The 23,382-nt window shown below is 54.1% G+C and carries 23 protein-coding genes and 1 riboswitch; of the genes, 6 read left to right on the top strand and 17 right to left on the bottom strand.

Annotated elements, in window-relative coordinates; genetic code table 11:
• Window positions 1-15: 15 nt before the first annotated feature.
• The gene (locus C8N36_RS22805; RefSeq protein ID WP_097806944.1) at window positions 16-927 is read right to left on the bottom strand and encodes a LysR family transcriptional regulator; all 912 of its coding nucleotides are present in this window, start codon (window positions 925-927) and stop codon (window positions 16-18) included.
• Window positions 928-1,087: 160 nt separating this feature from the next.
• Here C8N36_RS22805 and C8N36_RS22800 point away from each other — a divergent pair, with 160 nt between their 5' ends.
• Both C8N36_RS22800 and C8N36_RS22795 read left to right on the top strand, forming a co-directional pair.
• On the top strand, window positions 1,088-2,668 hold the full coding sequence (locus tag C8N36_RS22800; protein WP_097806945.1) for an arylsulfatase: 1,581 nt from the start codon (window positions 1,088-1,090) through the stop codon (window positions 2,666-2,668).
• A 612-nt stretch (window positions 2,669-3,280) separates the two neighbouring features.
• Complete coding sequence (locus C8N36_RS22795) at window positions 3,281-3,832, top strand: hypothetical protein (protein ID WP_097806946.1); 552 nt, start codon at window positions 3,281-3,283, stop codon at window positions 3,830-3,832.
• Between the two features lie 101 nt (window positions 3,833-3,933).
• Here C8N36_RS22795 and C8N36_RS22790 read toward each other — a convergent pair whose 3' ends face one another.
• Window positions 3,934-4,461 (bottom strand): hypothetical protein, encoded by a 528-nt coding sequence (locus C8N36_RS22790; RefSeq protein ID WP_141468260.1) that lies wholly within the window; start codon window positions 4,459-4,461, stop codon window positions 3,934-3,936.
• 244 nt (window positions 4,462-4,705) lie between these two features.
• Window positions 4,706-5,098 carry a GFA family protein gene (locus tag C8N36_RS22785; protein ID WP_097806964.1) on the bottom strand — a complete coding sequence of 131 codons (393 nt, stop codon included), beginning with the start codon at window positions 5,096-5,098 and terminating at the stop codon, window positions 4,706-4,708.
• A 104-nt stretch (window positions 5,099-5,202) separates the two neighbouring features.
• Between C8N36_RS22785 and C8N36_RS22780 the strand changes: the two genes are divergently transcribed.
• Window positions 5,203-5,919 carry a helix-turn-helix transcriptional regulator gene (locus C8N36_RS22780; RefSeq protein ID WP_097806948.1) on the top strand — a complete coding sequence of 239 codons (717 nt, stop codon included), beginning with the start codon at window positions 5,203-5,205 and terminating at the stop codon, window positions 5,917-5,919.
• Between the two features lie 396 nt (window positions 5,920-6,315).
• Window positions 6,316-7,854, top strand: coding sequence for an alkaline phosphatase D family protein (locus tag C8N36_RS22775; protein ID WP_170125969.1), 1,539 nt, complete (start codon window positions 6,316-6,318; stop codon window positions 7,852-7,854).
• Window positions 7,855-8,039: 185 nt separating this feature from the next.
• On the opposite strand, the gene C8N36_RS22770 is transcribed toward C8N36_RS22775, so the two are convergent.
• From C8N36_RS22770 to thiD, 11 genes are read right to left on the bottom strand one after another with little or no spacing between them, the layout of a single operon-like run.
• A complete protein-coding gene (locus C8N36_RS22770) occupies window positions 8,040-8,690 on the bottom strand; it encodes a TenA family protein (RefSeq protein WP_097806949.1) in 651 nt (216 codons plus the stop codon).
• Between the two features lie 11 nt (window positions 8,691-8,701).
• Window positions 8,702-9,451, bottom strand: a complete 750-nt coding sequence (locus C8N36_RS22765; RefSeq protein WP_097806950.1) for an ABC transporter permease — start codon at window positions 9,449-9,451, stop codon at window positions 8,702-8,704.
• Complete coding sequence (locus tag C8N36_RS22760) at window positions 9,448-10,173, bottom strand: ABC transporter ATP-binding protein (RefSeq protein WP_097806951.1); 726 nt, start codon at window positions 10,171-10,173, stop codon at window positions 9,448-9,450. The genes C8N36_RS22765 and C8N36_RS22760 overlap by 4 nt, the downstream gene beginning before the upstream one ends.
• A complete protein-coding gene (gene tenA / locus C8N36_RS22755; RefSeq protein WP_170125968.1) occupies window positions 10,170-10,850 on the bottom strand; it encodes a thiaminase II in 681 nt (226 codons plus the stop codon). The genes C8N36_RS22760 and tenA overlap by 4 nt, the downstream gene beginning before the upstream one ends.
• Complete coding sequence (locus tag C8N36_RS22750) at window positions 10,850-11,788, bottom strand: ABC transporter substrate-binding protein (RefSeq protein ID WP_097806953.1); 939 nt, start codon at window positions 11,786-11,788, stop codon at window positions 10,850-10,852. The genes tenA and C8N36_RS22750 overlap by 1 nt, the downstream gene beginning before the upstream one ends.
• On the bottom strand, window positions 11,785-12,780 hold the full coding sequence (locus C8N36_RS22745) for a HesA/MoeB/ThiF family protein (protein ID WP_176527124.1): 996 nt from the start codon (window positions 12,778-12,780) through the stop codon (window positions 11,785-11,787). The genes C8N36_RS22750 and C8N36_RS22745 overlap by 4 nt, the downstream gene beginning before the upstream one ends.
• Window positions 12,777-13,373: a thiamine phosphate synthase gene (locus C8N36_RS22740; protein WP_097806955.1), complete on the bottom strand. Its 597-nt coding sequence runs from the start codon at window positions 13,371-13,373 to the stop codon at window positions 12,777-12,779. The genes C8N36_RS22745 and C8N36_RS22740 overlap by 4 nt, the downstream gene beginning before the upstream one ends.
• Entirely contained in the window at window positions 13,370-14,143 is a 774-nt protein-coding gene (locus C8N36_RS22735) for a thiazole synthase (protein ID WP_097806956.1), read from the bottom strand. The genes C8N36_RS22740 and C8N36_RS22735 overlap by 4 nt, the downstream gene beginning before the upstream one ends.
• A 3-nt stretch (window positions 14,144-14,146) precedes the next feature.
• Entirely contained in the window at window positions 14,147-14,344 is a 198-nt protein-coding gene (gene thiS / locus C8N36_RS22730) for a sulfur carrier protein ThiS (protein WP_097806957.1), read from the bottom strand.
• The gene (locus C8N36_RS22725; RefSeq protein ID WP_097806958.1) at window positions 14,328-15,323 is read right to left on the bottom strand and encodes an FAD-dependent oxidoreductase; all 996 of its coding nucleotides are present in this window, start codon (window positions 15,321-15,323) and stop codon (window positions 14,328-14,330) included. The genes thiS and C8N36_RS22725 overlap by 17 nt, the downstream gene beginning before the upstream one ends.
• A complete protein-coding gene (gene thiD / locus C8N36_RS22720) occupies window positions 15,320-16,129 on the bottom strand; it encodes a bifunctional hydroxymethylpyrimidine kinase/phosphomethylpyrimidine kinase (RefSeq protein ID WP_097806959.1) in 810 nt (269 codons plus the stop codon). The genes C8N36_RS22725 and thiD overlap by 4 nt, the downstream gene beginning before the upstream one ends.
• A gap of 60 nt (window positions 16,130-16,189) precedes the next feature.
• A riboswitch (TPP riboswitch) is annotated at window positions 16,190-16,290 on the bottom strand.
• A gap of 923 nt (window positions 16,291-17,213) precedes the next feature.
• On the opposite strand from thiD, the gene C8N36_RS22715 reads away from it, so the two are divergent.
• Window positions 17,214-18,038 carry a MipA/OmpV family protein gene (locus C8N36_RS22715; RefSeq protein WP_097806960.1) on the top strand — a complete coding sequence of 275 codons (825 nt, stop codon included), beginning with the start codon at window positions 17,214-17,216 and terminating at the stop codon, window positions 18,036-18,038.
• 956 nt (window positions 18,039-18,994) lie between these two features.
• Here the strand turns inward: C8N36_RS22715 and C8N36_RS22710 are convergent.
• From C8N36_RS22710 to C8N36_RS22700, 3 genes are all read right to left on the bottom strand, one after another.
• Entirely contained in the window at window positions 18,995-20,575 is a 1,581-nt protein-coding gene (locus C8N36_RS22710) for a choice-of-anchor L domain-containing protein (protein WP_097806961.1), read from the bottom strand.
• Window positions 20,576-20,719: 144 nt separating this feature from the next.
• Complete coding sequence (locus C8N36_RS22705) at window positions 20,720-21,916, bottom strand: HlyD family secretion protein (protein WP_097806962.1); 1,197 nt, start codon at window positions 21,914-21,916, stop codon at window positions 20,720-20,722.
• A complete protein-coding gene (locus C8N36_RS22700; RefSeq protein WP_176527125.1) occupies window positions 21,909-22,361 on the bottom strand; it encodes a hypothetical protein in 453 nt (150 codons plus the stop codon). The genes C8N36_RS22705 and C8N36_RS22700 overlap by 8 nt, the downstream gene beginning before the upstream one ends.
• 250 nt (window positions 22,362-22,611) lie before the next feature.
• Between C8N36_RS22700 and C8N36_RS24730 the strand changes: the two genes are divergently transcribed.
• Window positions 22,612-23,112, top strand: coding sequence for a PilZ domain-containing protein (locus tag C8N36_RS24730; RefSeq protein WP_097806963.1), 501 nt, complete (start codon window positions 22,612-22,614; stop codon window positions 23,110-23,112).
• Window positions 23,113-23,382: the final 270 nt, after the last annotated feature.

Raw genomic sequence — 23,382 nt, 5'->3', positions numbered from 1 at the left:
TGGCCCACCCGAGCGCTACTGGTTAGTTGCATCGAACCCTGCCAATTTCGACCAGAACAGGTTCAACGCAGCAGAACCGTCATTGGGTTTTCGGGACGCGCAAATGTTCCAAAAAGGCGGCGTCGCAACATCGACTTCCTTGACCGTTTTTGACGCCAACATCTCAGTGAACGCTTCGCGCATGCCACCGACAATGAAATCCGGCCAGTCCAACAGCGCCGTCAGAAACGCGTAGTCATCGCTTTCGATTTGCGGTAGGGCCGCAACCTTTTTGGCCGCGCCCGCGTCCCCGCCGAGGGCTTTGGTCAACGTTGCTTTCCAATGTTTGTGCAAATGTGGCGAGGCGAAAGGGAATTCGAAAAGGTCATTAAGCGATTGCGGGCCGCGTCCATGAATTTCATGCGCGGGATGTGCCATAAAGGCAACCGGCCGCCGTTCCATGACCAGAATCTCGACGTCGTCTGCCTCGGGTGTATAGGTGAGATCACCAACGAAAATGTCTAACTGGTCATTCTGCAAGAGGTCGAGAGGACGCGCATAGGCGCTGACCAATACCTCAAAGCGCTGGTCTGGCATTTCCTCACGCACCTTCGTCAGGGCTGGCAGGATCAGGGTTCGCGTGGTCAGAGGCCCGCATCCGATACGGAGAACACCTCCATTTGTATCCCCGAGGCCTGCAACCCGTCTCAGATAGCGCTCGAGATCGGATTTCAGGTCTTGTGCAACGCCCAGATATTCTTGTCCTTCACGGGTGAGTTTACTGTTATTCCGAGATCGGTTGAACAGCTTGAGACCGGTTTCTGTCTCTGCCTGCAAAATGTAGCGGGTCAATGATGCGTTCGAGACGCCAATCATACGGGCCGCATCTTGAAAGCTGCCTGTTTTGGCAAGGGCCAAGAACGCGTTCAGCGCATTTTCATTCAACATGGGTCACCGTGGTTTCAATTATGAAGCTTTAGTTTTCACAAACTGAAATTTTAGTCCAGCGCTGTTGCTCGCGAGGGGCAGGTATTGCTTAGTCGGATGCACGGCGTCATGGTTATTGTCGCCGTTATTGTCGCCACCGAAATTTCCAAAAGGACATGTTATGCCCACTCAACGAACCAGTTGCATACCAACCCTCGTTGCGATCGTAGCAACGAGTGTGTTGCCCGTGTTTGCCTATGCAGACACAGAACAGCCCAACATTCTTGTAATCATGGCTGATGACGTCGGCTGGGCAAGTCTTGGGAGCTATCATCAAGGCGTCAAAAGCATCAAGACACCCAATCTGGACCTACTTGCCTCAGAAGGCATGCGCCTCACGGATTACTATGCCCAACCAAGCTGTACTGCCGGGCGGTCCGCCTTTATCACCGGACAGTACCCTGTAAGGACCGGCATGCACACTGTGGGCCTGCCTGGTGATCCGACCAAAGGTCTGGACGCAAACGATCCAACACTCGCGAACATGCTGAAATCACTGGGCTATACAACCGGACAATTCGGCAAGAACCACCTCGGTGACATGAACAAGTTTCTGCCAACGGTTAAGGGCTTCGACGAATACTGGGGGTGGCTCTATCACTTGAACGCCATGGAATACACGTCAGATCCTGACTGGCCCAAGGATCAGCAGTTCAACGACACGTTTGGGCCTCGCAATATTATCCATGCCTACGCAACCCAAGAGATCGACGAGACCGCGGATCCGCGCTGGGGCACTGTTGGCAAACAGCGCATCATTGACGATGGGCCCGCGCCACCCGAACGCCAAAAAACGCTCGACAATGAGGTCACAGCGCACACGCTTGATTTCATTGATCGCGCCGTCGAAAGCGACACGCCGTTTTTTGTCTGGATGGCACCGGCGCGCGCGCATGTTTGGACGCACCTAAGCCCCGAATATGAGGCCATGATGGGCAACGGACGCGGGCTGCAAGATGTCGTGATGCAAGAACTTGACGACAATGTCGGTAAGGTCATGGCGCATCTGGATGCCCTTGAGATTGCCGATAACACCATCGTTGTGTTTACATCCGATAACGGCCCCGAGACGATGACATGGCCTGATGGTGGCACAACCCCGTTCCATGGCGAAAAAGGAACCACCTGGGAGGGAGGCTTCCGCGTTCCCGCGATTGTCCGTTGGCCGGGCAAAATTCCAGCCGGACAAGTCAGCAACGGCATTTTTGACGGTATGGACTGGATGCCCACTTTGGTGGCAGCCGCCGGAGGACCGGACAACCTGCCAGAGGCATTGCTGGACGGCTATGAGGGCTTTCAAGTGCACCTTGATGGCTACAATCAGGTTTCGTTCCTGAAAGGCGAGACAGGCAGCAATCGCAAGGAAATCGTCTATTACGAAGGCACTGACTTGCAGGCCGTACGCTATAACGACTGGAAAGCCCACTTTACAATCCAGACCCACGGGTGGGCTGGGCCAAAGGATGAATTGAACGCGCCTCTCTTGTTCAATTTGCGCCGCGACCCCTATGAAAAAGCCGCAGACGAATCCGGGATGTACACCCGCTGGATGGGCAACAAGATGTGGGCATTTGGGCCTGCGGCCAAGCTTGTGCAAAAGCACTTGGTTACGTTTGCTGAATTTCCGCCACGCGGCACTGCGGTGACCAATGAAGCACATGTAAAAGAGCAAACTTCCAGCGAAGGCGGCATGTCACAATAGGTCTGCACTGTTTTCGGGGGCAGAGGACATCTGCCCTCGATAGACATCTGTGGGCCAAATTTGGCTTGGTTTTGGAGGCAGGCTTATGCACCATCATCTTGCGGGTCTTGCTAACTCGTTGTTCTTCCCTCTTTAGTTAGTATGCGGCGTACATGGTCCATTGCGGACCAGAACGGCCCAGACGATCCGAGCAGTTTTGTTGGCCAAAGCAGCCATTGGCGCAGACGCAGCGAAATGGTGCTGTGTCCGCAGTTTTTCCGTTCAGTCAACGAAATTGCTGCGCAGTGTGTCGAATGGCCGGTCTGATGAAGCTGCATCGCGGCGATTGACGGATCGGTGAGCGGCAGGTTTGGTCCGTTCGCTACCTTTTAAACTAAGGGCGGAAACTTGACATTAACCGCACCTGCATGGTTGCTTCCTCAGATTGAGGAAAGCAGCCATGCAGAGTTGAAATGCCTTGGCTTCAATGCTGCGCCAGTTATCAAGGTCGGCTGTGCGCAGTTAGTGTACTTTGCAAAATGAGGGCCCCACCCATACATTTCAGCATAAACCCGCTGCAACTCCGCGAGAAGACCGGTCATTGGTGAACCTTGCAGCGGAAATTTGGGCTAGATGACGGCCATGCGGACAATGCAGACGTTCTCCGGATTTCTTGCGAAAGGTTCCATGCGTGGTATATGGGCTAAGTTGATGATGTCTAAAGGCCGACCAATTATGCTAAAGCGCTTCATTTACGGTATCGTCGTATTGATAGTATTGACGTCACCCGTTTGGTTTTTCGTGCTTAAAAACGAAGTTACCGCTTTCCAATTAAAGGCCCAGCTACGCAATGTTTCTTTGCCAGATAGTTCCAAGGTTATTTCCTCGTCTAGCCGTGTCTACAACTCGGGAAATGGTGATGGATGTGACTACCAGGTTATTGTTTTAGTTGAGCACTTCGATCATCCCAGCATAATACATTCCTCATACTTGGAATTGTTTCAGGCGATTTTCAACGAAGAGCTGAGAATTTTTCAGACCAATAACTCAGCAGAGTGGCTTGCAACATTACCAAGTCAGCCAAGCCAGTTTAGTATCAAACCCTACATTGGTGATGCACATCTCTTTACTGTCTCTGCCGCGCTTTTCCCACGCAAAGTCAGTCCCGATTTTCGGTGTTGGTAGCCACCAATAGAACCGAAAAAACCGAGCTTAATGCTGCGCACTTTGGGCTCAAAGAATTCATTCGGAAGTCTTAGTTAGATCAAGGCAGGTTCCGAGGCATGCTACTTCAAAAGAAGCCTTGCAAACGAACCAGACCAATCAAGTCCATCAAATCCAGCGAGCGATCTTATTTTGTGCCACCAAAGCCCAGCAACTAAGCACGCCAAAGAATCCTCCGGATAATTATCCGGGAAGTTGCCAACGACTATTGTAATGCTCTGATCCTGATCTGTTCGAATATTTTGCACATAGCAGCTATCTGAATTTGTTGGGTATTTCTGTATGTTTTCGCGTGCAATGTCATCGAATCCCACGAGCGCTTCTTCTTGAACTCGTTGGTTCTTTATGAAGTCCACCCCAGACGCAAAGTGGAGGTATTCTGGGGGCGAGAGCGTACCATCACCCGCCAATTTCTCGTGGCTGGTGAGATGCATGGCGTAAACCTCGATAAGCGCTCTTGCCGCCAAGTCAAGTTTTTCATCTTTTCGCAATACAACCGTGGATGTTAAGTTAGTTGCAGCCGATGAGTTGGCTGACCAACCCATGAAAAGTAGAGCACAAAAAAGAACGCTCACTTTCTTTAACATCATATCCTTCTCCTGTCGGAACTGAGGGTATCTTTAGGCCCGGACTTGGCGTTGACAGATCGAAGCCGGTTTTCGCAACATGAAGGTCCGCTATTGGGAAGTCGAGCAAATCAATTTCCAGTCGCGGAATTGCAGAACACATTTGTTGCAGCGTGGTCAATTTGGGCTGATTGCCAGCGTGGCAAAGTCGGGTTGTCATCCAGAAAAAGCGGCCTTCAGTCCGTGTTAATTGGGCGTCCGCTTAGGCCTATTCTGGATGCCCGTCGTTCTGGGGTGCGTCATCACAGATGTTATACCATGAAGGTTTTTCACCAACGAACTCATGAGATTGATTCATGAGGCCAATATCTCCGTCAAGCGCATTTGCTGCGATTGGAAAGCTGTCTTCGGTGGAGAGTATCTCGCCAAGTGATGTACCGCAGATTTTGCAAAAACATCGCCCATAGATATAGGGGGCGGCCGGTTCGTAAACGCGGACCAAGTCCTTACCGGCAATCCATCTGAGGCCATCTTTTTTCACAAATGCGATCGTGCTTGCGCCAACCTTACGACACCTTGAACAGTGACATGTACCTACAAATGACGGTTCATGCGTCAACTCGAACTGGACGGCTTTGCAGCAGCAGCTTCCCTGTATCATGGTCTTCTCCTTTTTGTCTGGTAGCATTACTCCCACGTTTGCTTGGCGGCATAAATATGGCATGCTGACAGCATCATGGCAGCATTGAACCAGAGGAGCGTTTTTTGCGCAAAGCCGAACGACTATTCGAAATCGTCCAGCTTCTCCGCCGGGCGCGAGAACCGATTTCGGCGCAGCGCATCGCGAATGAACTGGGATCTTCCAAACGTTCCGTATATCGCGACATAACAGCGTTAAAGGCGCAAGACGTCCCCATCCGAGGGGAAGCTGGCATCGGTTATGTTCTTGAAAAAGGATTTGACATGCCGCCCTTGATGTTGACTTCGGATGAACTGGATGCCGCAGTTTTGGGCGCGCATTGGGTCGCAAGTCGAGGCGAGCCTGATTTGGCAAAAGCCGCTCTTAACTTCCTTGCCAAGATTGAAGTGGTTGTTCCAGAACGCCTGCGGGGACATGTGTTGGAACCTGCGACAAGTGTCGCGCCTGTCGATCCTGCATTTGAAGTCGTCAATTCATCAATTCTCAGGAATGCGATCCGCAACCACCGAAAGATAACGCTGATATATGAAGATGGTTCCGGCGCGCGCGCCGAGCGCGTGGTCTGGCCAATTTTGCTTGGCTATAGGGACGCGGGCCGCATTCTTGCGGCTTGGTGTGAACTTCGAAGCGGCTTTCGCTATTTTCGCACGGATCGTATGATCTCCGCGGTTACTCAAAAGCAACGGATACCCGAAAATGCACTGGCGTTGCGTGCACGCTGGCGTTCCGAGATGGATCAAGAACGGGCGCGTTACGCAGACCAGCCCCAAGAGGACGGGTGACAGCCTTTTTGCCATTCGGATTCACTACAGTCGCCGTTGGTCCCGGCCGAGGCATTCCACTCAATGGGTTCATAACTGCCATCTAAACGGGCAATAGCGACGCCTCCTTTCAGCCGACCTGTTTTTAGTTCAGGTCTGCATATGGCTGACGCCTGCTTTCGCCACGTGCCTGTCCAGTGAAACAGCCGCCGGGTTAGCAAGCACCTGCCTCTTCGGGTTCGTTTCCAGACACTGCACTTGGGCGGATAGAGGCCGCAAATCGATATATGAGGCGGCACCAATTCAACAATGCATGTTGCGTTTCGAAGTTCATGTATCTGTAACCGCACTGTCAGAATGCTGATACCATCACACGATAGTGGCGTGGCTGTTGCACACACTCAGGAGCCACACCCTATGCCACGTATTTCTTTTACACGTCGCCAGACCCTTGCGGGCGCAGCCGCATTCACAACCTCATTGGCCTTGCCGTCACTTTCGCGGGCCCAATCGCGCCCTTTGATCACCCATGGCGTAATGTCCGGCGATGTCGCGCATGATGGCGCAATCATCTGGAGCCGAGCTGACCGTGAGGCCAAAATGCTTGTCGAATGGGCAACGACCGAAGGCATGTCGGATGCCCGCGCTGTGCCCGCGTTGGCGGTCGGCACGCCGACAGACTACACCGGCAAGCTGGCCTTGACCGGCTTGCCCAGCGATCAAGACATTTTTTATCGTGTTACAATGTCAGATCTGGCCGACGGCACGCCGTCGGAACCGATGACAGGCAAATTTCGCACCGCCCCCATGGGCAACCGCGACGTCAGCTTTGTATGGTCCGGGGATACCGCTGGCCAGGGGTGGGGCATTGACGAGGATCGTGGCGGCATGACCACCTACGCCACGATGCAACGTCACGCGCCGGACTTTTTCTTGCATTCAGGGGATACGGTCTATGCAGATGGGCCGCTGAAAGAAGAAGTTGCCCTTGATGATGGTACCGTGTGGAAGAACATCGTAACGCCGGCCAAAACCAAGGTCGCAGAAACGCTGGACGAGTTTCGAGGTCAGCATCTTTATAACTACATGGACACAAATGTTCGGGCATTCAACGCTGCTGTGCCGATGATCTCGCAGTGGGATGACCATGAAGTCACCAACAATTGGTACCCCAATGAGGTGCTTGCCGAAGACGACCGCTATACTGTTAAATCAATGCAGGTTCTTTCGGCGCGTTCGGCGCGTGCGTTTCACGAAATGATGCCAACGCGGCAGGTCCTGTCCGAGCCGATGCGGGTCTATCGCAAGGTTTCCTACGGTCCGTTATTGGACATTTTTGTGATCGACATGCGTACCTACCGTGGTGACAACACCGCCAATACAGAGACCGAAGGCACTCCGTTTTTGGGAGCCGAGCAACTGGCATGGTTAAAACGCGAGATGGTCAATTCCACCGCGACTTGGAAAGTGATTGCCTCGGACATGCCTATCGGCATGATGGTGCGCGATGGCGACACCAACATGGAGAATTCGTCAAACGGTGACGGGCCAGTGCTGGGGCGCGAAAACGACATCGCGGCTGTCTTGTCTTTCATCAAGACGGCTGAGATCACCAATACGGTCTGGCTCACGGCGGATGTGCATTATACCGCCGCACATCACTATTCTCCTGACCGTGCCGTTTTCCAAGAATTCGAACCGTTCTGGGAGTTTGTGTCTGGTCCACTACATGCGGGTTCTTTTGGACCCTCGGCCTACGACAACACATTTGGACCCGAAGTGCGGTATGCAAAGCACCCGGAGGAAGGCAAGGCCAATTTGCCGCCAAGTGACGGCCTACAGTTCTTCGGAAAGGTCGACATCGCTGCCGACACCGGCATCATGACGGTTCGGCTGATGGATAGCGCAGACGTCGAGCTTTGGTCAGTGGATCTGGAGCCAAAAACGGCTCTTTGATTGTCTTGTGTTGAGGCGGTCTCCAAGGGCCGCCTCTTCATTACGGGTGGAGCACAATGTCGATGTGTTGATTCACACTACAGACAGAATCCAGCCATCCTCCCCTCTTGGAACCTAGAAACTGTCTTAAGCCCGTCCTGTATGGCCATAAGTTGGGTATTGGCAAAATACATCAGGCAGCGCCTTCACTTGTTCGCGAATGCCGCATCAAAAAACGCGCGTTCACACGATAAGGCACCTTGAAACATCGTTGCTGCCTTGGATTGTTGATGATCGTCAAGTCGTTCCCAAACATCGTCCAACTGATTGCGAAGATGGGCCACGACATTTTCGAACCCTTCGCCAGTGTGCAAGTCAATCCATTCGGAATACCAAAATGGCAAATCCGCACTGTAAGTTTTGTAGCGATTGGCCCAAGTCAGATAACTCCATTCCGCAACGATCAACACAGCCAACATTTGTTCATAACGGCCCGATGTGCGCGCCTTAGTCATCAGGTCTTGAAACGCGCGAGTTGCGGGAGCGGCTGATACGTTTTGTTCTTGTTGAGACACCTCAAGCGCCGCAAAGCTGCGCAAGAAATAAGTGTTTTCAGTGCTGGTCACGAGGCCCAGGAATTGTGCCATAGGCACGCCGTCCGCCAATGTTGGGGCATGTGCGATTGCGGTCGCCAACAGCCGCACAAACTCATCGATGAACTTGTAATCCTGAACCAGATACCAGCGCATTTTGTCGAGCGGCAGTGTGCCATTAGCCAGTTCTTTGCAGAACGGATGATCCGTCACGGCATCCCAGTCGCCTTGGGCAGAATTTTTTAAAAAGTCGGTCGCGCGCATGGTCGTGCTTTCTATGGTGAAGTTGTGCCTTGGGCATAGCGGGTCAGTCGGGTGGCCAGTAGGCCGACCGCGATGTGCAGGAGGACGGTTAGACAGGCCAAAACGATCAAGCTGGCGAACATCAGGTCAATTTTGGCGCGCCCATTGGCAAGGAGCATCAGGTAGCCAAGCCCCTTGGAGGCCCCGACCCATTCGCCGATAACCGCGCCAATCGGGGCATAGACGGCCGCCAGCCGCAGGCCCGAACCAAGGCTGGGAAGGGCTTGGGCTATTTGAATGTGCCGCATAAAGTTCCATTTGCCCGCGCCCATCGAAACCGACAAATCGCGGTATCCGCCGTCAATGCGCGTCAACCCGTCGTGGAATGCGGAGGTGACCGGAAAGTAAATGATCAGCACTGCCATCACGATCTTTGACCCCATGCCGTAGCCGAACCAAAGTGTCAGCAACGGAGCCAAGGCAAACACCGGCACGGCCTGCGTAAAAACAAGGATCGGTAACAGCAGCCGTTCAACAATCTTTGACATCGCCAGTTGAATTGCCGTCGCAACACCCAACAATGTGCCAATCAACAATCCCAACATCACCTCAATGGCCGTAACCCACGCATTTTCGGCAATGGTGACACGGCTTTTGTAGGCGGCTTGTGCCACCCGCCAAGGAGACGGTAAAATGAAATGCGGTGCATCCGTTAGGATCACAATGGCCTGCCACAATCCCAGCCCGATCAACACAGCGAATAGGATGTCACGCACCCTCATGCGGTGCCTCCACGTAGGTATTCCAGCAGCTTGGACTGACATGCCAGCGTTTCAGGCGCATTGATGTCCCGTAACGCTTTGGTTTGCGGAACAGGCCAGTTTTGCACCTTACGGGTCGACATCACGGTGATCTGATGGGCAAGGCGCGCGGCTTCGGCCGGATCATGGGTGACCAATAAAACGGTGCGATCTATGAGAACCTCGGCAGCCAATTCCTGCATGTCGGCGCGCGTGCCAGCGTCCAGCGCTGAAAATGGCTCATCCAGAAATACAATTGGGCGATCTTCGAATAGTGTGCGCGCAAGGGCGGCCCGCTGCCGCATTCCGCCCGATAGCGTGGCGGGTTTTTGGTCTGTGTGTTCCATTAGCCCGACCCGGCGCAGAAGATCACGTGCACGTGCCTCGCTCGGGGGCTCGCCCCGTAAACGTGCGCCAATGCAGACATTGTCCAGAACTGACAACCACGGAAGTAATAAGTCCGATTGCGCCATATAGCCTATGCGCCCGTTCAGCGACGCTCCGTCTGTTGCCCTGAATATGCCCTCGAATGCGCCACCTGTTTCCAGGCCTAGGATTATCCGCAATATCGTTGATTTCCCGACGCCAGAGCGGCCTAACAGGCAGGTCCAAAGGCCGCCGGGAATATCCAAATTGACGTCAAACAACACATCTCCTTGGATGCGATGCTGGCCCTTGATGGATATGCCCGGCGACAGGTTCATTGGCCGTTCAACCCCATTTGCCAAAATCCAACTTCCAGCTTGGTCGCCATGTTAAAGCGATCTTGCAGACCGCTGGCGCGCGGCGCGTGTGCCAGATCACCAATCCGGCGCGCCACGGCGGTATCGATCATTGCGCCAACACTGGTGCAAACCGCCTGATATTCCGGGTCAGCGTAGGTTGCGATCCAGTCTGCATAGGGCGTGTCACTGGACTTGCTGCCCTTCAATCGCACCCCGATTTCGCCGTATCCCATCACACAAGGAGCCAAAGCCGCCATCAAATCCAGAAAGTCGCCTTGTAGCCCCGCGTCCATCACATAGCGGGTGTAGGCAAGGTTTTCGACGGCTTCGGTTGCCGCAAATAACGAGTCTTCGTCAATGCCTTCGGCGGCACATGTTTTCACATGTAACTGCATCTCGTGATTGACCAATGCGTTCACTGTTCCTGCGCATATTTTCATTTCCTCAAGTGTTTCAGATTTGACCACGCCGAGCGACCACGCGCGCGAGAAGTGAGTCAAAAACACATAATCCTGAATCAAATAATGCAAGAATGCGGTGCGCGGCAGGGTGCCAGCGCCTAGCCCTTCGACAAAGGGGTGACGGGTGTAATCGTGCCATTGCCCCGCCGCCCCGGCGCGCCAACGCGCAAAGGTTTTTCCGTAATCAGGCAGCATCAGTTCGCCGTCACATCGATGGTGATTACGGATACGGGGTTTTGCGACGGGATCAAACCTGCCTTATGCAAGAACGCCTCAAACGCGGCGTAGCGACCTTCGTCCATGGCTGTTGGACGCAGGGCAAACCGTGGCAGCGTGTCGACCCATGCTTTGGCGTTCAGCTCGTCTTGCAATTCCGCAGAAGTCCCCGAAAAGATTTCCCAGCTGTCTTGCGGGTGGTTCACAATGTACTGCGTCGCTTTTTCAGTCGCGGCCAAAAAACGGGCAATCATGTCTTTGTCCATCGTGTCGGAATTGGCGACATAGATCAGCTCGTCATAAGACGGCAGGCCTTCTTCTTCGACGAAAAAGCAGTTGCCCTCGATGCCTTCGATTTCCATTTGGTTAAGCTCAAAGTTGCGGTACGCACCGATGACGGCATCGACCTGACCTGACATCAACGACGGAGAAAGTGACCAGTTCACGTTGACCAGTTCTACGTCATCCAAAGACAATCCGTGGTGGCGTAGGATCGATCCCAAAACGGCTTCTTCGACACCGCCAACGGAAAACCCGACTTTCTTGCCCGCCAAATCAGCAGGGGATTGAATTGGGCCGTCCGCGAGTGCCAACAGACAATTCAAAGGTGTCGCAACCAACGTACCGACGCGTTGCAATGGCAGACCCTCGTGAATTTGCAGATGTAGCTGTGGTTGATACGAAATCGCAAGATCTGCCTTCCCAGCGGCAACCAGTTTCGGCGGATCGGAAGGATCGGCAGGCGCAATGATTTCGACCTCAAGGTCCTGATCGGCGAAATACCCAAGTTCTTGCGCAACGATGATTGGCCCGTGGTCCGGATTGATAAACCAATCTAGCAAAACGGACATGTCATCGGCGGCCATCAGAGGGGTGGCCGCAAAAGAAATCGCTGCGGTTAGGGATGTCAGTTTCATGTGGTTTGTCTTTCCGTTGTTGGGGTGTCGCCCATAGCAATTAAAGTGATGTCGCCGTCCCAATAGGAACGAAGATGACTGGCCGCCTGCCACGCGCGCAAACCGGACCGGCACGCGAATACCGCCCGTTGATTGCGGGAGGGTACAGGCTGTTGATCGGCAAATTGTGCGACGGTGAGGCGCTTGGCCGTTGTTGAAACCGGGGTCGCGGCTTCTTGTATGTCGCGCAGTTCAACAACGAAGTCGGCGGGCGTGATGTCAGAGGCGGCAATAAAGGTGAGGTCTGGCGCGGGGTCTGGTGCAGCGTCAAATCGGAACCCGCTGGACCGGAAATTTTGCATATCAAAGCGGATCAATTGGCCCAGCGGTGACGGGTGCTGGCCAATCAAGAACGCCAAGGCCATTTGCGCCTGCGCTGCGCCGATCATCCCGACAACCGGCCCCATGACACCGGCTGTTGCACAGGTCGCCGCGCGATCTGGCAGGTCGGGAAACACAGCCCTAAGGGATGGTGCTGTATGGCAAAACCCACCGACATAGCCGCCGAATTCCAAAACCGATGCGCTGATCAGCGGGATGCCCAGTGTTTTGCTCACATCTGACAGAATGTAGCTGATGGCAAAGCTGTCTGCGCAGTCCAAAACAAGCGTACTTTGCGAAACCAGAGATGGTGCGTTTTCGGGATCAAGCGGGGCTTCGACCGTTTCAATCACGCAGTCGGCGTTCAAGGTCCGCAGCGTTTGGGCCGCAGCAGCGGCTTTAGCCGTGCCGATATCCGTCTCACGAAACAAGGTCTGCCGGTGGAGATTGGACAAGGAGACGATATCGCCATCCACCAATGTCACCCGACCAACACCCGCGCCGACCAAATATTGCAAAGCAGGTACCCCGAGGCCCCCAACGCCCACCACAAGAATATGTGCGGCATTGATTGCTGATTGCCCTGTGTCGCCCACAGCCGGTAGGCACATCTGGCGCGCGTATCTGCTCATCGTGTCGCCGCCAGCCAAGCGCGCACACGATCCTCGGGGCTTTCGTTCAAGGTGATGTCTGTGACCGCGGCGACCACATCCGCGCCTGCATCATATGCACCCGCAGCGCGGTCAATCGACATCCCGCCGATGGCAATCAGGGGTGTGCTGCCAATACGGGTCCGCCATGTGGTCAGTTTCGCGATACCTTGCTCATGCCATTTCATTTTTTTCAGTATCGTCGGGTAAATCGGCCCGAGCGCGATGTAGTCGGGGGCAAGCGCCAAGGCTCGGTTTAGCTCTGCCTTGTCATGCGTGCTGATCCCCAGCCGTAGACCCGCTGCGCGGATGGTCGTAATATCGGCATCATCAAGGTCTTCTTGCCCGAGATGGACATAATCGCAGCCTGTATCAATCGCAGCCTGCCAGTAATCGTTGATAACCAATGTGCAATCGTGGCGCGCACAGATCCGTTTTGCGCGCTGGACATGGTCGCGCACCACGTCTGGTGCTGTGTCCTTCATCCGCAATTGCACCAGTTTGATGCCAAGCGGAACAAGCCGTTCGATCCAATCGGCACTGTCAAAAATCGGATAAAAGCGGTCCAATGTCATTCCAAGAACGCCTTGCCAATCACGGGGGTTGAGGGGGCTGCCATGTCGCGCGGCTCCATAGGATCGGCCGCTCGGGCCAGTTGACCGGCCCTGATTGCGGTCGCGAATGCCTCTGCCATGGTCGCCGGATCGCCCGCCTTTGCGACTGCCGTGTTCAGAAGAATGGCATCATAGCCCAATTCCATTGCGGCAGCGGCTTGTGAAGGCAGGCCAAGACCCGCATCAATCACCAATGGTACATCGGGGAAATGGGCGCGCATGGCCCGCAATCCAAAGATGTTGTTTAGTCCAAGGCCCGACCCAATCGGTGCGCCCCATGGCATCAAAACTTCGCAGCCTGCGTGCAGCAACTTGTCGGCTACGACCAAGTCTTCGGTTGTATACGGGAACACCTGAAACCCGTCATCGGTCAGGATACGTGCAGCTTCAACCAGCCCGAACACATCGGGTTGCAGGGTGTCTTCTTCGCCAATGACCTCTAGCTTGATCCACTTGGTGTCAAACACCTCGCGCGCCATATGTGCGGTTGTCACGGCTTCTTTGACGCTATGACATCCGGCCGTGTTTGGCAGAATGTGGACACCAAGACCCTTGATCAGATGCCAGAAATCCTGCCCCGCACGGTCTTGCCCGCTTTCGCGGCGCAAGGACACTGTTGCCACACTTGCACCGCTGCGCGTGAACGCATCTGCCAAGATCGCTGGCGACGGATATTGTGCTGTCCCCAACATGAAACCATTCGCCAATTGAGTGCCGTAAAATGTGCGCATGTCTTACCCTCCTTGCATTGGGGCAAGGACTTCGACGGAGTCGCCGGGGGTGAGGGTGTGCTCCGCGCGGGCCGGAGCGGGAACAAAGGTGCCGTTGACCGCAGTTGCGACCTTGGCACCGGCAAACCCTTTTATTTCAAGCAGATCGGCCAATGTTGTGATCTGCGCATCGATTGATGTTCCGTTAAGCAGCAGTTTCATCCATCACCTCGGGCGTTTTGTTGTCAAAAATCAATTCAGCCACCATTCGCGCCAGCGCAGGGGCCAATAGGAAACCGTGCCGGAACAACCCATTGGCGCGGATCAGGTTTCCGTCACGCGTGATGCGGGGCAGGTTGTCGGAAAAGGCGGGGCGGCTGTCGACGCCGATCTCAAAAACCTCTGCTTCGCCAAAGGCAGGGTTCAATGCATAGGCCGCGCTGAGCAATTCCAGCAGCGCACGGGCGGTGACGTGCTTTCCTGCGTGGCCTTCAATCATCGTGGCGCCTAACATAAAAACACCGTCGCCCCGCGGCACAATATAGAGCGGCACGCGGGGATGCAGCATCCTGATGGGGCGGGTTAGGGAGACATCAGGGCAAGATAAAATCAGCATTTCACCTTTGACACCGCGCAGATCACGCAGGTCTTCTTTGGCCTGAAACCCCCGGCAATCAATGGTCAGGCCGCGCTGGGCATATTTGTCTGGATCTGCATCGTCTTGTGCAAATTGTGCGCCATCAGCCAAAACACTGGCGCGTAATTGGCTAAGGGCACGACGCGGCGCAAGATGGGTTTCGCTTTCAAAAAACAATCCCTTCGAAAAGCGATCCCCTAAATCCGGCTCAAGGATTGAAATCTCCGGTCCATTCACTTTGCGGAACCCCGTTGTGCGCCGGGCGAAACGTACAAGATCAGACTTGTCGCGCGCGGGGGAGACGACAAGCGAGCCACATCGATGCACGGCATCCGTTTTCGCGTCCCACCAATCGGCCGCCTCACTCCCCAGCCGGACAACGGGCTCCTCCGCGCTCTCGCCTTCGCAAAATGGGGCAAGCATGCCTCCCGCCCACCATGAACAGGCATGCGGGCCGGTGTCTGCGTGCCGGTCCACCACCACCACGTCGGCCCCGCGATCCAACAGCACACGGGCGACACAAAGACCTGCAACCCCAGCCCCTATGATCGTCGCTTCGATCATCCCCATTGACCTTGAAAGTGGTGAACTGGGCCATGGCCTTTGCCGATTTGTAACGTGTCCGCTGCTTTGATCGCGGCTTGAAGGTAAGCGTGTGCTGCTTTCACGGCCGTCTCAAGATCAAGCCCCAGTGCAAGCTGTGCCGCGATAGCCGCTGAATAGGTGCATCCAGTGCCGTGGGTGTTGCCCGTATCGACCCGTGGTGCCGAATATGTGGCGACAACACCCTTGGCATCAACAAGCACATCGATACACATGCTGCCAACTGCATGGCCGCCTTTCATCAAGACCGCTTTTGCGCCCATTCCGACAAGCCGTTGCCCCTGCGCCGCCATTTCGTCAGGTGTCGTCGCTTGTGCGGTATCCAAAAACCGCGCTGCCTCGGGTAAATTCGGGGTTAGAAGTCTCGCATGCGGCAGGATCTGCGTGATGAGTGCGGTCACTGCGGTGTCTTGTAAAAGCGCATCGCCGGACTTTGCGATCATCACTGGATCAACGACGACGGGACCGCCGAATGCAGCCAAGCGCTGGGCCGTGGTTTCAATAATCGGCACCGAGAACAGCATTCCCAACTTGATCACGTCAACGTCAAGGTCCGATAGAACCGCATCGATTTGTGCGGCAACAACATCTGCCGGGACTTCGTGGACTGCCGTGACGGCCGTTGTGTTCTGGGCGGTCACTGCGGTGATGACGCTTGCGCCGTACACACCATTTGCTGAAATCGCTTTGATGTCGGCCTGCACGCCAGCGCCGCCACCGCTATCAGAGCCAGCAATGGTCAGGGCAATGGGGGTGTTTTTCGTCACGCGGGCACGTCTCCAAAATATGGTCGTACCAACGCGAGAATGAGCCTCGTGCGATCTTGGTCGCACAATCTACCCGTTCCCTACGCCGGTATAACCCGGATCAGGTTCGACGGGTCGGTGCACGCACCTCTCAGCCCAAATGGGCCCCCCGACGGATGATTTTGTTACCGTTTCGCCGTATCTTGCGAGCGAAGCAGAATAATGTCTGGGACATCGGTATGACAGGATGCCGCAAACCGCAATGTCCGAAATGCGGGCATTGTGTGAATTTGCTGCGGTTGCACCGATGGCTGATACCAAGAGTTGCCGTGATACGCGGCCAAGTCGACACCTGATAAGACTAGGGGATCGTCTCCGACAATTTCGATGTCCGGGAGCTGGCGGAGTGTTTTTCGAGCTGAACCAGACCTGAAATGGGCAAGGGTAGTCTCAGGACACCGCTGGCCTGTGTCTGGAGCAAGCCATCAGGCGTGGTCGATTGCTTAATGACACCAGTATTCTAAAGGGCATTCGATAGAGGCGTTGAACGCCTTGGAGGGCCGTAGGGCAGGCGGGCATGTTGCAATGTTCCGAGAGTAGGTTGTATCCCGTGAGGGCTTGTGAGGTCGGTTTATCGTTACCTGCTGAACCATTCCCGTACTTTCGAATGTCTTTGAACGTCCAAAACTGAGCGACCCCAAACGGGTATCAGCGCCGACACATGTTTCGAAGTCGGGCGAGGCGTTGCTTGGGTGGGCTACCAGCAGCTTGGTTTATGACGCAAAGGTAAAAGGTGCTTCGCCGCAAACGAAATAGGTCGCTTGAGAATGCTATTGGCACATTTGGGGTCACATCCAGATTCGGCGCTTGCGCTTGGCTATTCAAGCAACAAGCCGGCACCGAAAGATGTTTTCGTACGGCTTTTCGGCTCAGGTTTCCCTCTCTATGCCTCTATTTGGCATCAGATTCCCAAATGCTTTTGACTGAAGAGCGTTTTGACTTACTTATAGTTTCAACTCTTCGGTAACCGCTCGTAAAGTATCATAGAGCAGTCCCAAACTGCAGACATCTTTTGTGCATACGCACCCGAATTCGGAACGACGCCATGATCAAACACGCCATGTTCGCCATTTTGCTTACGACCTTGCCGCAGCATTCGTTGGCCCAAGACAGTGCCGTGCCATCTGCAGAGGCACCAGCAGCGTCCGCGAAAAAGACATTCAGGCCGGATCTTGTGTTCTACCTTGGTGCGGGGGCGACGGCGTCGCCAACGTACTTTGGGTCAGATAATTACGAAGTGACGCCGGATATTGAATTCGGGTTCCGCTTTTTGCGATTGCCGGGCGACAACACATTCGGGTCTACCGACCCTGATTATGAGCCAAGGGGGTTTAGCCCGCGTGGGTCGTTGCGCGTTGTGAAAAAACGCAGCTCTGATGATCACGCCGAGCTGGCCGGGCTTGAAGATGTCGATATGTCGATCGAAGTTGGCTTGGGTATTGGCTACCAGCAGCGCAATTTTCGCGCCTATGCGGATGCAAGATATGGTTTGCTTGGACACGAATCCTGGGTCGGTGAATTCGGGGCTGATTATGTCGCACGTCCGATGGACGGTTGGCTTTTGACTCTCGGACCTCGGGTTCTAGTCGGGGACGATAAATACGCGTCGACATACTTTGGGGTAACCCCTTCGGAATCGGCTGCAAGCTCTGGCCGATTTGAGTCTTTCGACGCATCGGGCGGACTAATGAGTGCGGGGATTGAGCTCGCGAGCTATTATTCATTGAACGAAAAATGGGGATTGGTTGGCAGTGCGCGCTGGGAAACCTTGTTGAACGATGCGGCCGATTCCCCGATTACGACAATGGGTAGCGAAGACCAGTTTACAGTTTCATTCGGACTGACCCGTCTTTTCTCGCTTGATTTTTAATCGTTCAAATTCTTCAAAGACATGGCCGTTGTCCCCCGTCTCCAAACCCGTGTGTGTTCGGGGAGTATTTGTGTGGGTAGATCATGGCGCGATTGTGATACCCCGTTTCGGTGCGGTCTCTGTCGAGCGCAGTTTGCAATAACAGAGATCGTGATAAGCAACGGGAAACACTCAAAGATTTCGCCGTGACGAAGTCTGATTGTTTAAATCCAGCGGGCCGCGTCCTAACCTTTGAGCACATCGGGGCAAAGTTATCAGGATGGTGACCGAAGGTTCCAAGGCCGTTTGTCACAATAGGGCCTAAAAGTCGGTCTTTGGGCAGACTGAAACCATAGACCGCCCGCAAGGTGAAGGATGGTCGAAGGCTTGCTGAAGTCCATCGTGCTTAACCTGAAGTGATGCAATCGTTGAGATGAGCCACTTCATAGGTGGGAGGCTCGAATTTCCAAAATGTCTACCAACTCCACAATCACTACCGCCACCGAACATCGTCCGGTGGCCGAGTCCGATGCAAAGTTGAACTTGTGATCGCTATCCGCCGCGTCCCGTTGGTTGGCAGACCATCCTTTTGGATGCCCGAAAGCCTATATCTACGCGTTATGACACCGGATTTGTCGCTTTGCCGCCTAAAGCCGTCTAGGTGCCGATGACCAACGTCCATGGCAATCATTTGAGGCCTTCGGTGGTCGCCCACAGCTGCCAAGACTGAGATTGGATTACGTTGATATGCGCCCACAACATTGATCGCAACACTGCCTGCGACCGGCTGCAAAGCTGCGCAGATTCCCTGTGCCAACCCTGACCACATAGCAGCAGAATTTTGCCGGAAATTTGCCCCAGAGTTATTGCCTCACATACGTGTAAAATATGCTCTGCCGACCGCATCCTAGCGAATTTTCTTTTCCGTTGCGTTTGATAGTCTGTCGCCCGAGCGGCTGGCAATCAGGGGAGCGGCATCAAACGGCCACGGGCCCGATTCGACAAATGGGGAGTAACTCCGTTTCATGCTGCTTAAGACTGGGACGAGCGGCTTTCATTCCAAAAAGTCTGTTTTGACGCACAATCCTTCTCAGTGCGGCCCTTTGTTTAGGATCAAATCCGGCTTCAATTTGGGTGCTGGGCTGAAAACTTTCACTGAAAACACCGTCTCCGACAATGACCTCATGCGAGGCCAAAAGGAGGTGAAAAAAGGAGACTTTCCGACCGTCATCCATTCTTCGGATGGACGTGCCATTTGTCAAATGCTTGGCCCTGACGAACACTTCGCGTGACGCAAATAGCAATGCGACGCTTGGATCGCGGATCAATACGCGGTGCTGAGGGGACATCATCGTGGTCCGAGTGGCCCCCAAGGTGGATTTTGATATTTCAACAGGCGCGTCCTTGCCGTGCGCAATGCGCTCCACACAGCCAATCCACAGCAATGGCATTGGCCCATTGTCCAATGTCTCAACGAGATCCCCGGGGACAAGGGATTCGACCAGCCGTTCCCCATCTGGAGTGCGGATAAAAGTTCCGCCCGTGAAGCAGGGGGTTGTGGTCAGATTCACCACGCCAACGTCCGAATTTCCGTCCTCATCTTCGACGGTGTAGGTGAAAAAGTTGTCCCCAACTTCGTCGTTCGCCGATGCAACGACAAACCCGCTAGATGTCAGTTCCAGAACCTCGCCAGAGGGAAGTGTAACAGTTTCGCCTTCTTCGACGGCTTGCCCGTTGATATGTGTGATGGTCAGTTGGCTGCCGGTGCTACTTGTGTCATTTGCAAGCAGATCCACATTTGCCTCTTGCCCGAGCTGGACCGAGATTTCATCGTCACCTGCAATCAATGCTGTTTGTACGGAATCTCCGGCAATCATGAGATTACTGTCGTATGCACTGTCGCCGCCATCGGCGATGCCGATTTTGATTGTGTTGACCTCGCCGGGGGTGACAGGAGCTTTGAGGGTCAAAGTAACCGTAAAGCCATCCATTTCGGTATTGTAGTTGTCGTCGGACCGGGCGTTGTCGATATACAGGTTTTCATTAGTTGTATCGTTGATTTCATCAATGGAGATGGTGCCATCGCCGACCGTCAGTTCAGCAGGTTCGCCGTTCACCCAAATGCCAACGGCATCATTGAACCCTGAATCAACGTATTCAAGATACTCCTCGGACGAAAACACGATTTGCATTGTCAAAGTGCTGCCTTCGGGAATGAATTCAGCTTCTAGAACGGATGCGTCATATGTGGTTTGGCCGGAAACAGCGCTTAGGTCGCTGTCACCCGCCAACCCGTGGTTGGTTGTTGTTCCGGCCGACGTATTCACGTCTCCGCTGCTGTTGGTGACACTGGTGGCATTTCCGGTTGAAAGGATCACACCGGTGTCCGAGGGCGTTATGCCGGATGCGTTTGCATCACCGCCTGAGTAAATGCCGGATGCCCCGGTCGCACCCGTATATGTGGCGGAAACGATTGTGACGCCGTTGCCAAACATGGAGTCTGCCATGTCATCGGCAGAGGCGCTGGTATCAATAGGAAGCTCTGATGCAGTGGGCATAACGAATAACACTCCGTAACTGGTGTGCATTTGCTATATCGCAAGGTTCCTAAAAAATGATTTTCGAGACCTGCCTTAGACACATGATTGGTCATGTCTAAAGCAGGTCATTTTGAGACTAAATTGACGGAAATCCGTAAATCGTTAGTGACCGCCGCCTCCGGCTAGGCCGACGCCGGAGATCAACGCGCCCCAAAGTTTCAGCCGCAAACCAACTGCTTTGATCACCCCCGTCGCTGCGATCACATGCCCTGAAGTGCCGGAAAGATTGTTGGTATAGGTTTGAATAATGCAGCCTGCCCCATCAATCACTTCTTTTTCATGTTCAGGGTATTCCAGCTCGAAATACACCAGAAGGGATCCTCGTTCCTTGAGGTTGTTCGGGTCCAATAGCTTGCCGCCCGGCATCACTTGCCCGGTGGAAATAGCGGGCTGGATAAAGGCAACTCTGGCCGGAAGCGCTGAATTTCGAAACGAAAAATTGGCGTTGCTGTCACAGGCAATTTCGGCGGGCATACCTTCGTACAATGTGGCACGGGCCACTTGCGAAAAGCCGGCGACAAATCTGACCGGCAGACCCTCGGGCCGATCAGGAATGATCATCATAGCCGGACTTAAGATCAAGGTGGACGCAGGGCTGCCAACGCCCAATGTCAGCTGGGTGACGAGGCCGGGGGAAAAGGAGCGGACCTCGGTTTTGTCCAAAGAAGCCTGAGCTGATGCAATTGCAGCCTCGGCAGATTTGATTTGCGCCGGGATCGTTTCAGCAATGTCGGTCTCTGCCAGATGCACCTGTGCCTGTGCCGCTTGCAGCTGTGCTTGGCTCACTTTGACTGCAGCATCCAGTTTTTGCACCGCATCTTGGGACCCGACGTTTCTGTCAAGAAGGGTCTGCGCATCTGACAAGTCAATGATCTGCTCATCAAGGGTTGCTTGTATCTGTGCCACACTCGCCCGTGCAACTTTCAGCGAATCTTCGGCCTTTATCGATGCCGCGGCAAGAGTTCCCAATTGGGCCTCGGCTTGCATCAGGGCCGCCACCTGAGAGCTGTTTTCAATGCGGAACAGAAGATCGCCAGCTGCCACCCTTTGGCCATTGCGTACATTCAGTTCAGTGACGGGACCGGCAGACTGCGCCACAACGGAAACGGTTCGGAACGGCACCACGCCTGAATATGACTTTGGGTGAAAATAGAAAATCAGGAAGAACAATAGGAACGCCAAACCGGCCCAAGTGAAGACAGCAGTGCGCATATTCCAAACGGTCATGGCTTCGCCGCGGCGCTTCAGTTGAAAGTAACGGATGATGACGGGGAAGGAGGTAAAGAGAAGTTCAAACATCTTTATCGTCCTTGGGTCCGTTTTGCGCGTCAGGCATCGTGGTGACAGCCGTATCAGGCTCCGAGGGTGTCACTGGCGCACTGTGTCCATGGTCACCATAGGGGTGCGGGTTGTCGACCAGATTGGCTTTGTTGACGAGATGAAAGCGTGACCAGTCCGCCATCAATGCAATCAAGATGGCCGTGACGGGAAGCAGAGTGTGGAAATGTCCCAGCGGAAACAATTCATAAAGGAGCGCGACCAGCAACAAGGTTGGAATGGTCTTGGCCAACGGTGTTCCTTCGGCTTTGTGTTCTGCCCACCGGTCGAACGCCGCATATAGCGTCACAAGCCCGTAAAGAGCCAAAGCAAAAATCACCAAAGACACCCACGCGAACGAATCCGCATCGCCGGGAGCTACAAACCAAGAGGGGGCCGAATGCCCACCGCCGTCTTCAACCGCCATGCGTAGAACTCCTTATAAACCACCTATTGAGCCTATGATACACGTTGAGACGAAAGTCCCTGGCTCAGTCGGTACGCTAACATTTGACCCAATTTGTAAATTTTAATCGCATGATTCAAAACTAATAGAAAGGGGGGCATCTCAACTCTGAGTGTTCAGCCATTGATGTCAGCTTGGGCTGGACATATTTTGATCAATGCATCGAAATCTGGAACAACGCTCGTGGCGTTTCACGCCGCGTCCGACTTGAATGTCGCACTGGCCGATCTGTTGTGAGACGGAGAAACGCGCAAAGTCATGGTCAAGTGGGAAAGCTTTTAAATTAACCGAGGCGAAACTTGCGGGCGATAAAAAGGGCTTTAACAGCACACAAATTCGGTTTTCAAAATTGGTTTTGACAAATTCCCCAGATAAACGACCGCAAAGGCCGGTTCGCAAACCTGTTTCACTGTTGGCTTCGGTCACTCATGGCGGGACCACTTTTGACTCTGTGGTGTTCAACCTGTCGCGTCAGGGTTGCAACATCATCATAGATGGTGAGCTTTCGGATCTGACGGTTGGCGACACGGTTGGCCTCGACTTTGTTGCATATGGCAGGGTTGGCGCAATTTTGCGTTGGGTACAGCCGCAAGAAGCAGGGCTTGAATTCGTAGTCGAAGACCCTGAATTGCAGCCATTTACCGCTTGGGTTGTAAGCCAGTTGCAGGTTGACAGCTTATTGGCAGATTTTCCGCCTTCACCTAACGACTAGGCCATTCGGTGTAACGCGCTCTCATAGGATTTTTTTGGCCCGAAAACAGTAGTCCACCCGCGATGTGTTCCGTCGCCTAAACGACGGAGCTGTCAGAGTTCAGGGCCAGTGCTGAATAAGCCAGCTTTTGCGATTGGCGAAGAGAGTCGGATTTCTACCCGACACGGTTTTCGCCATCGTTGTTCAGAACTCATTCGATATAGTTTTGTATTGTGCTGGTTGCGCCTTTTTCCCAGACGGAATTTAGGGCGTTTTGGAAGGCGTCAGCGA

Origin of the sequence: Pelagimonas varians (assembly GCF_003208435.1) — a bacterium.
Taxonomy (GTDB): domain Bacteria; phylum Pseudomonadota; class Alphaproteobacteria; order Rhodobacterales; family Rhodobacteraceae; genus Pelagimonas; species Pelagimonas varians.
Note: the sequence above shows the minus strand (reverse complement) of the source record. Positions and strands in the feature narration are given on the sequence as shown.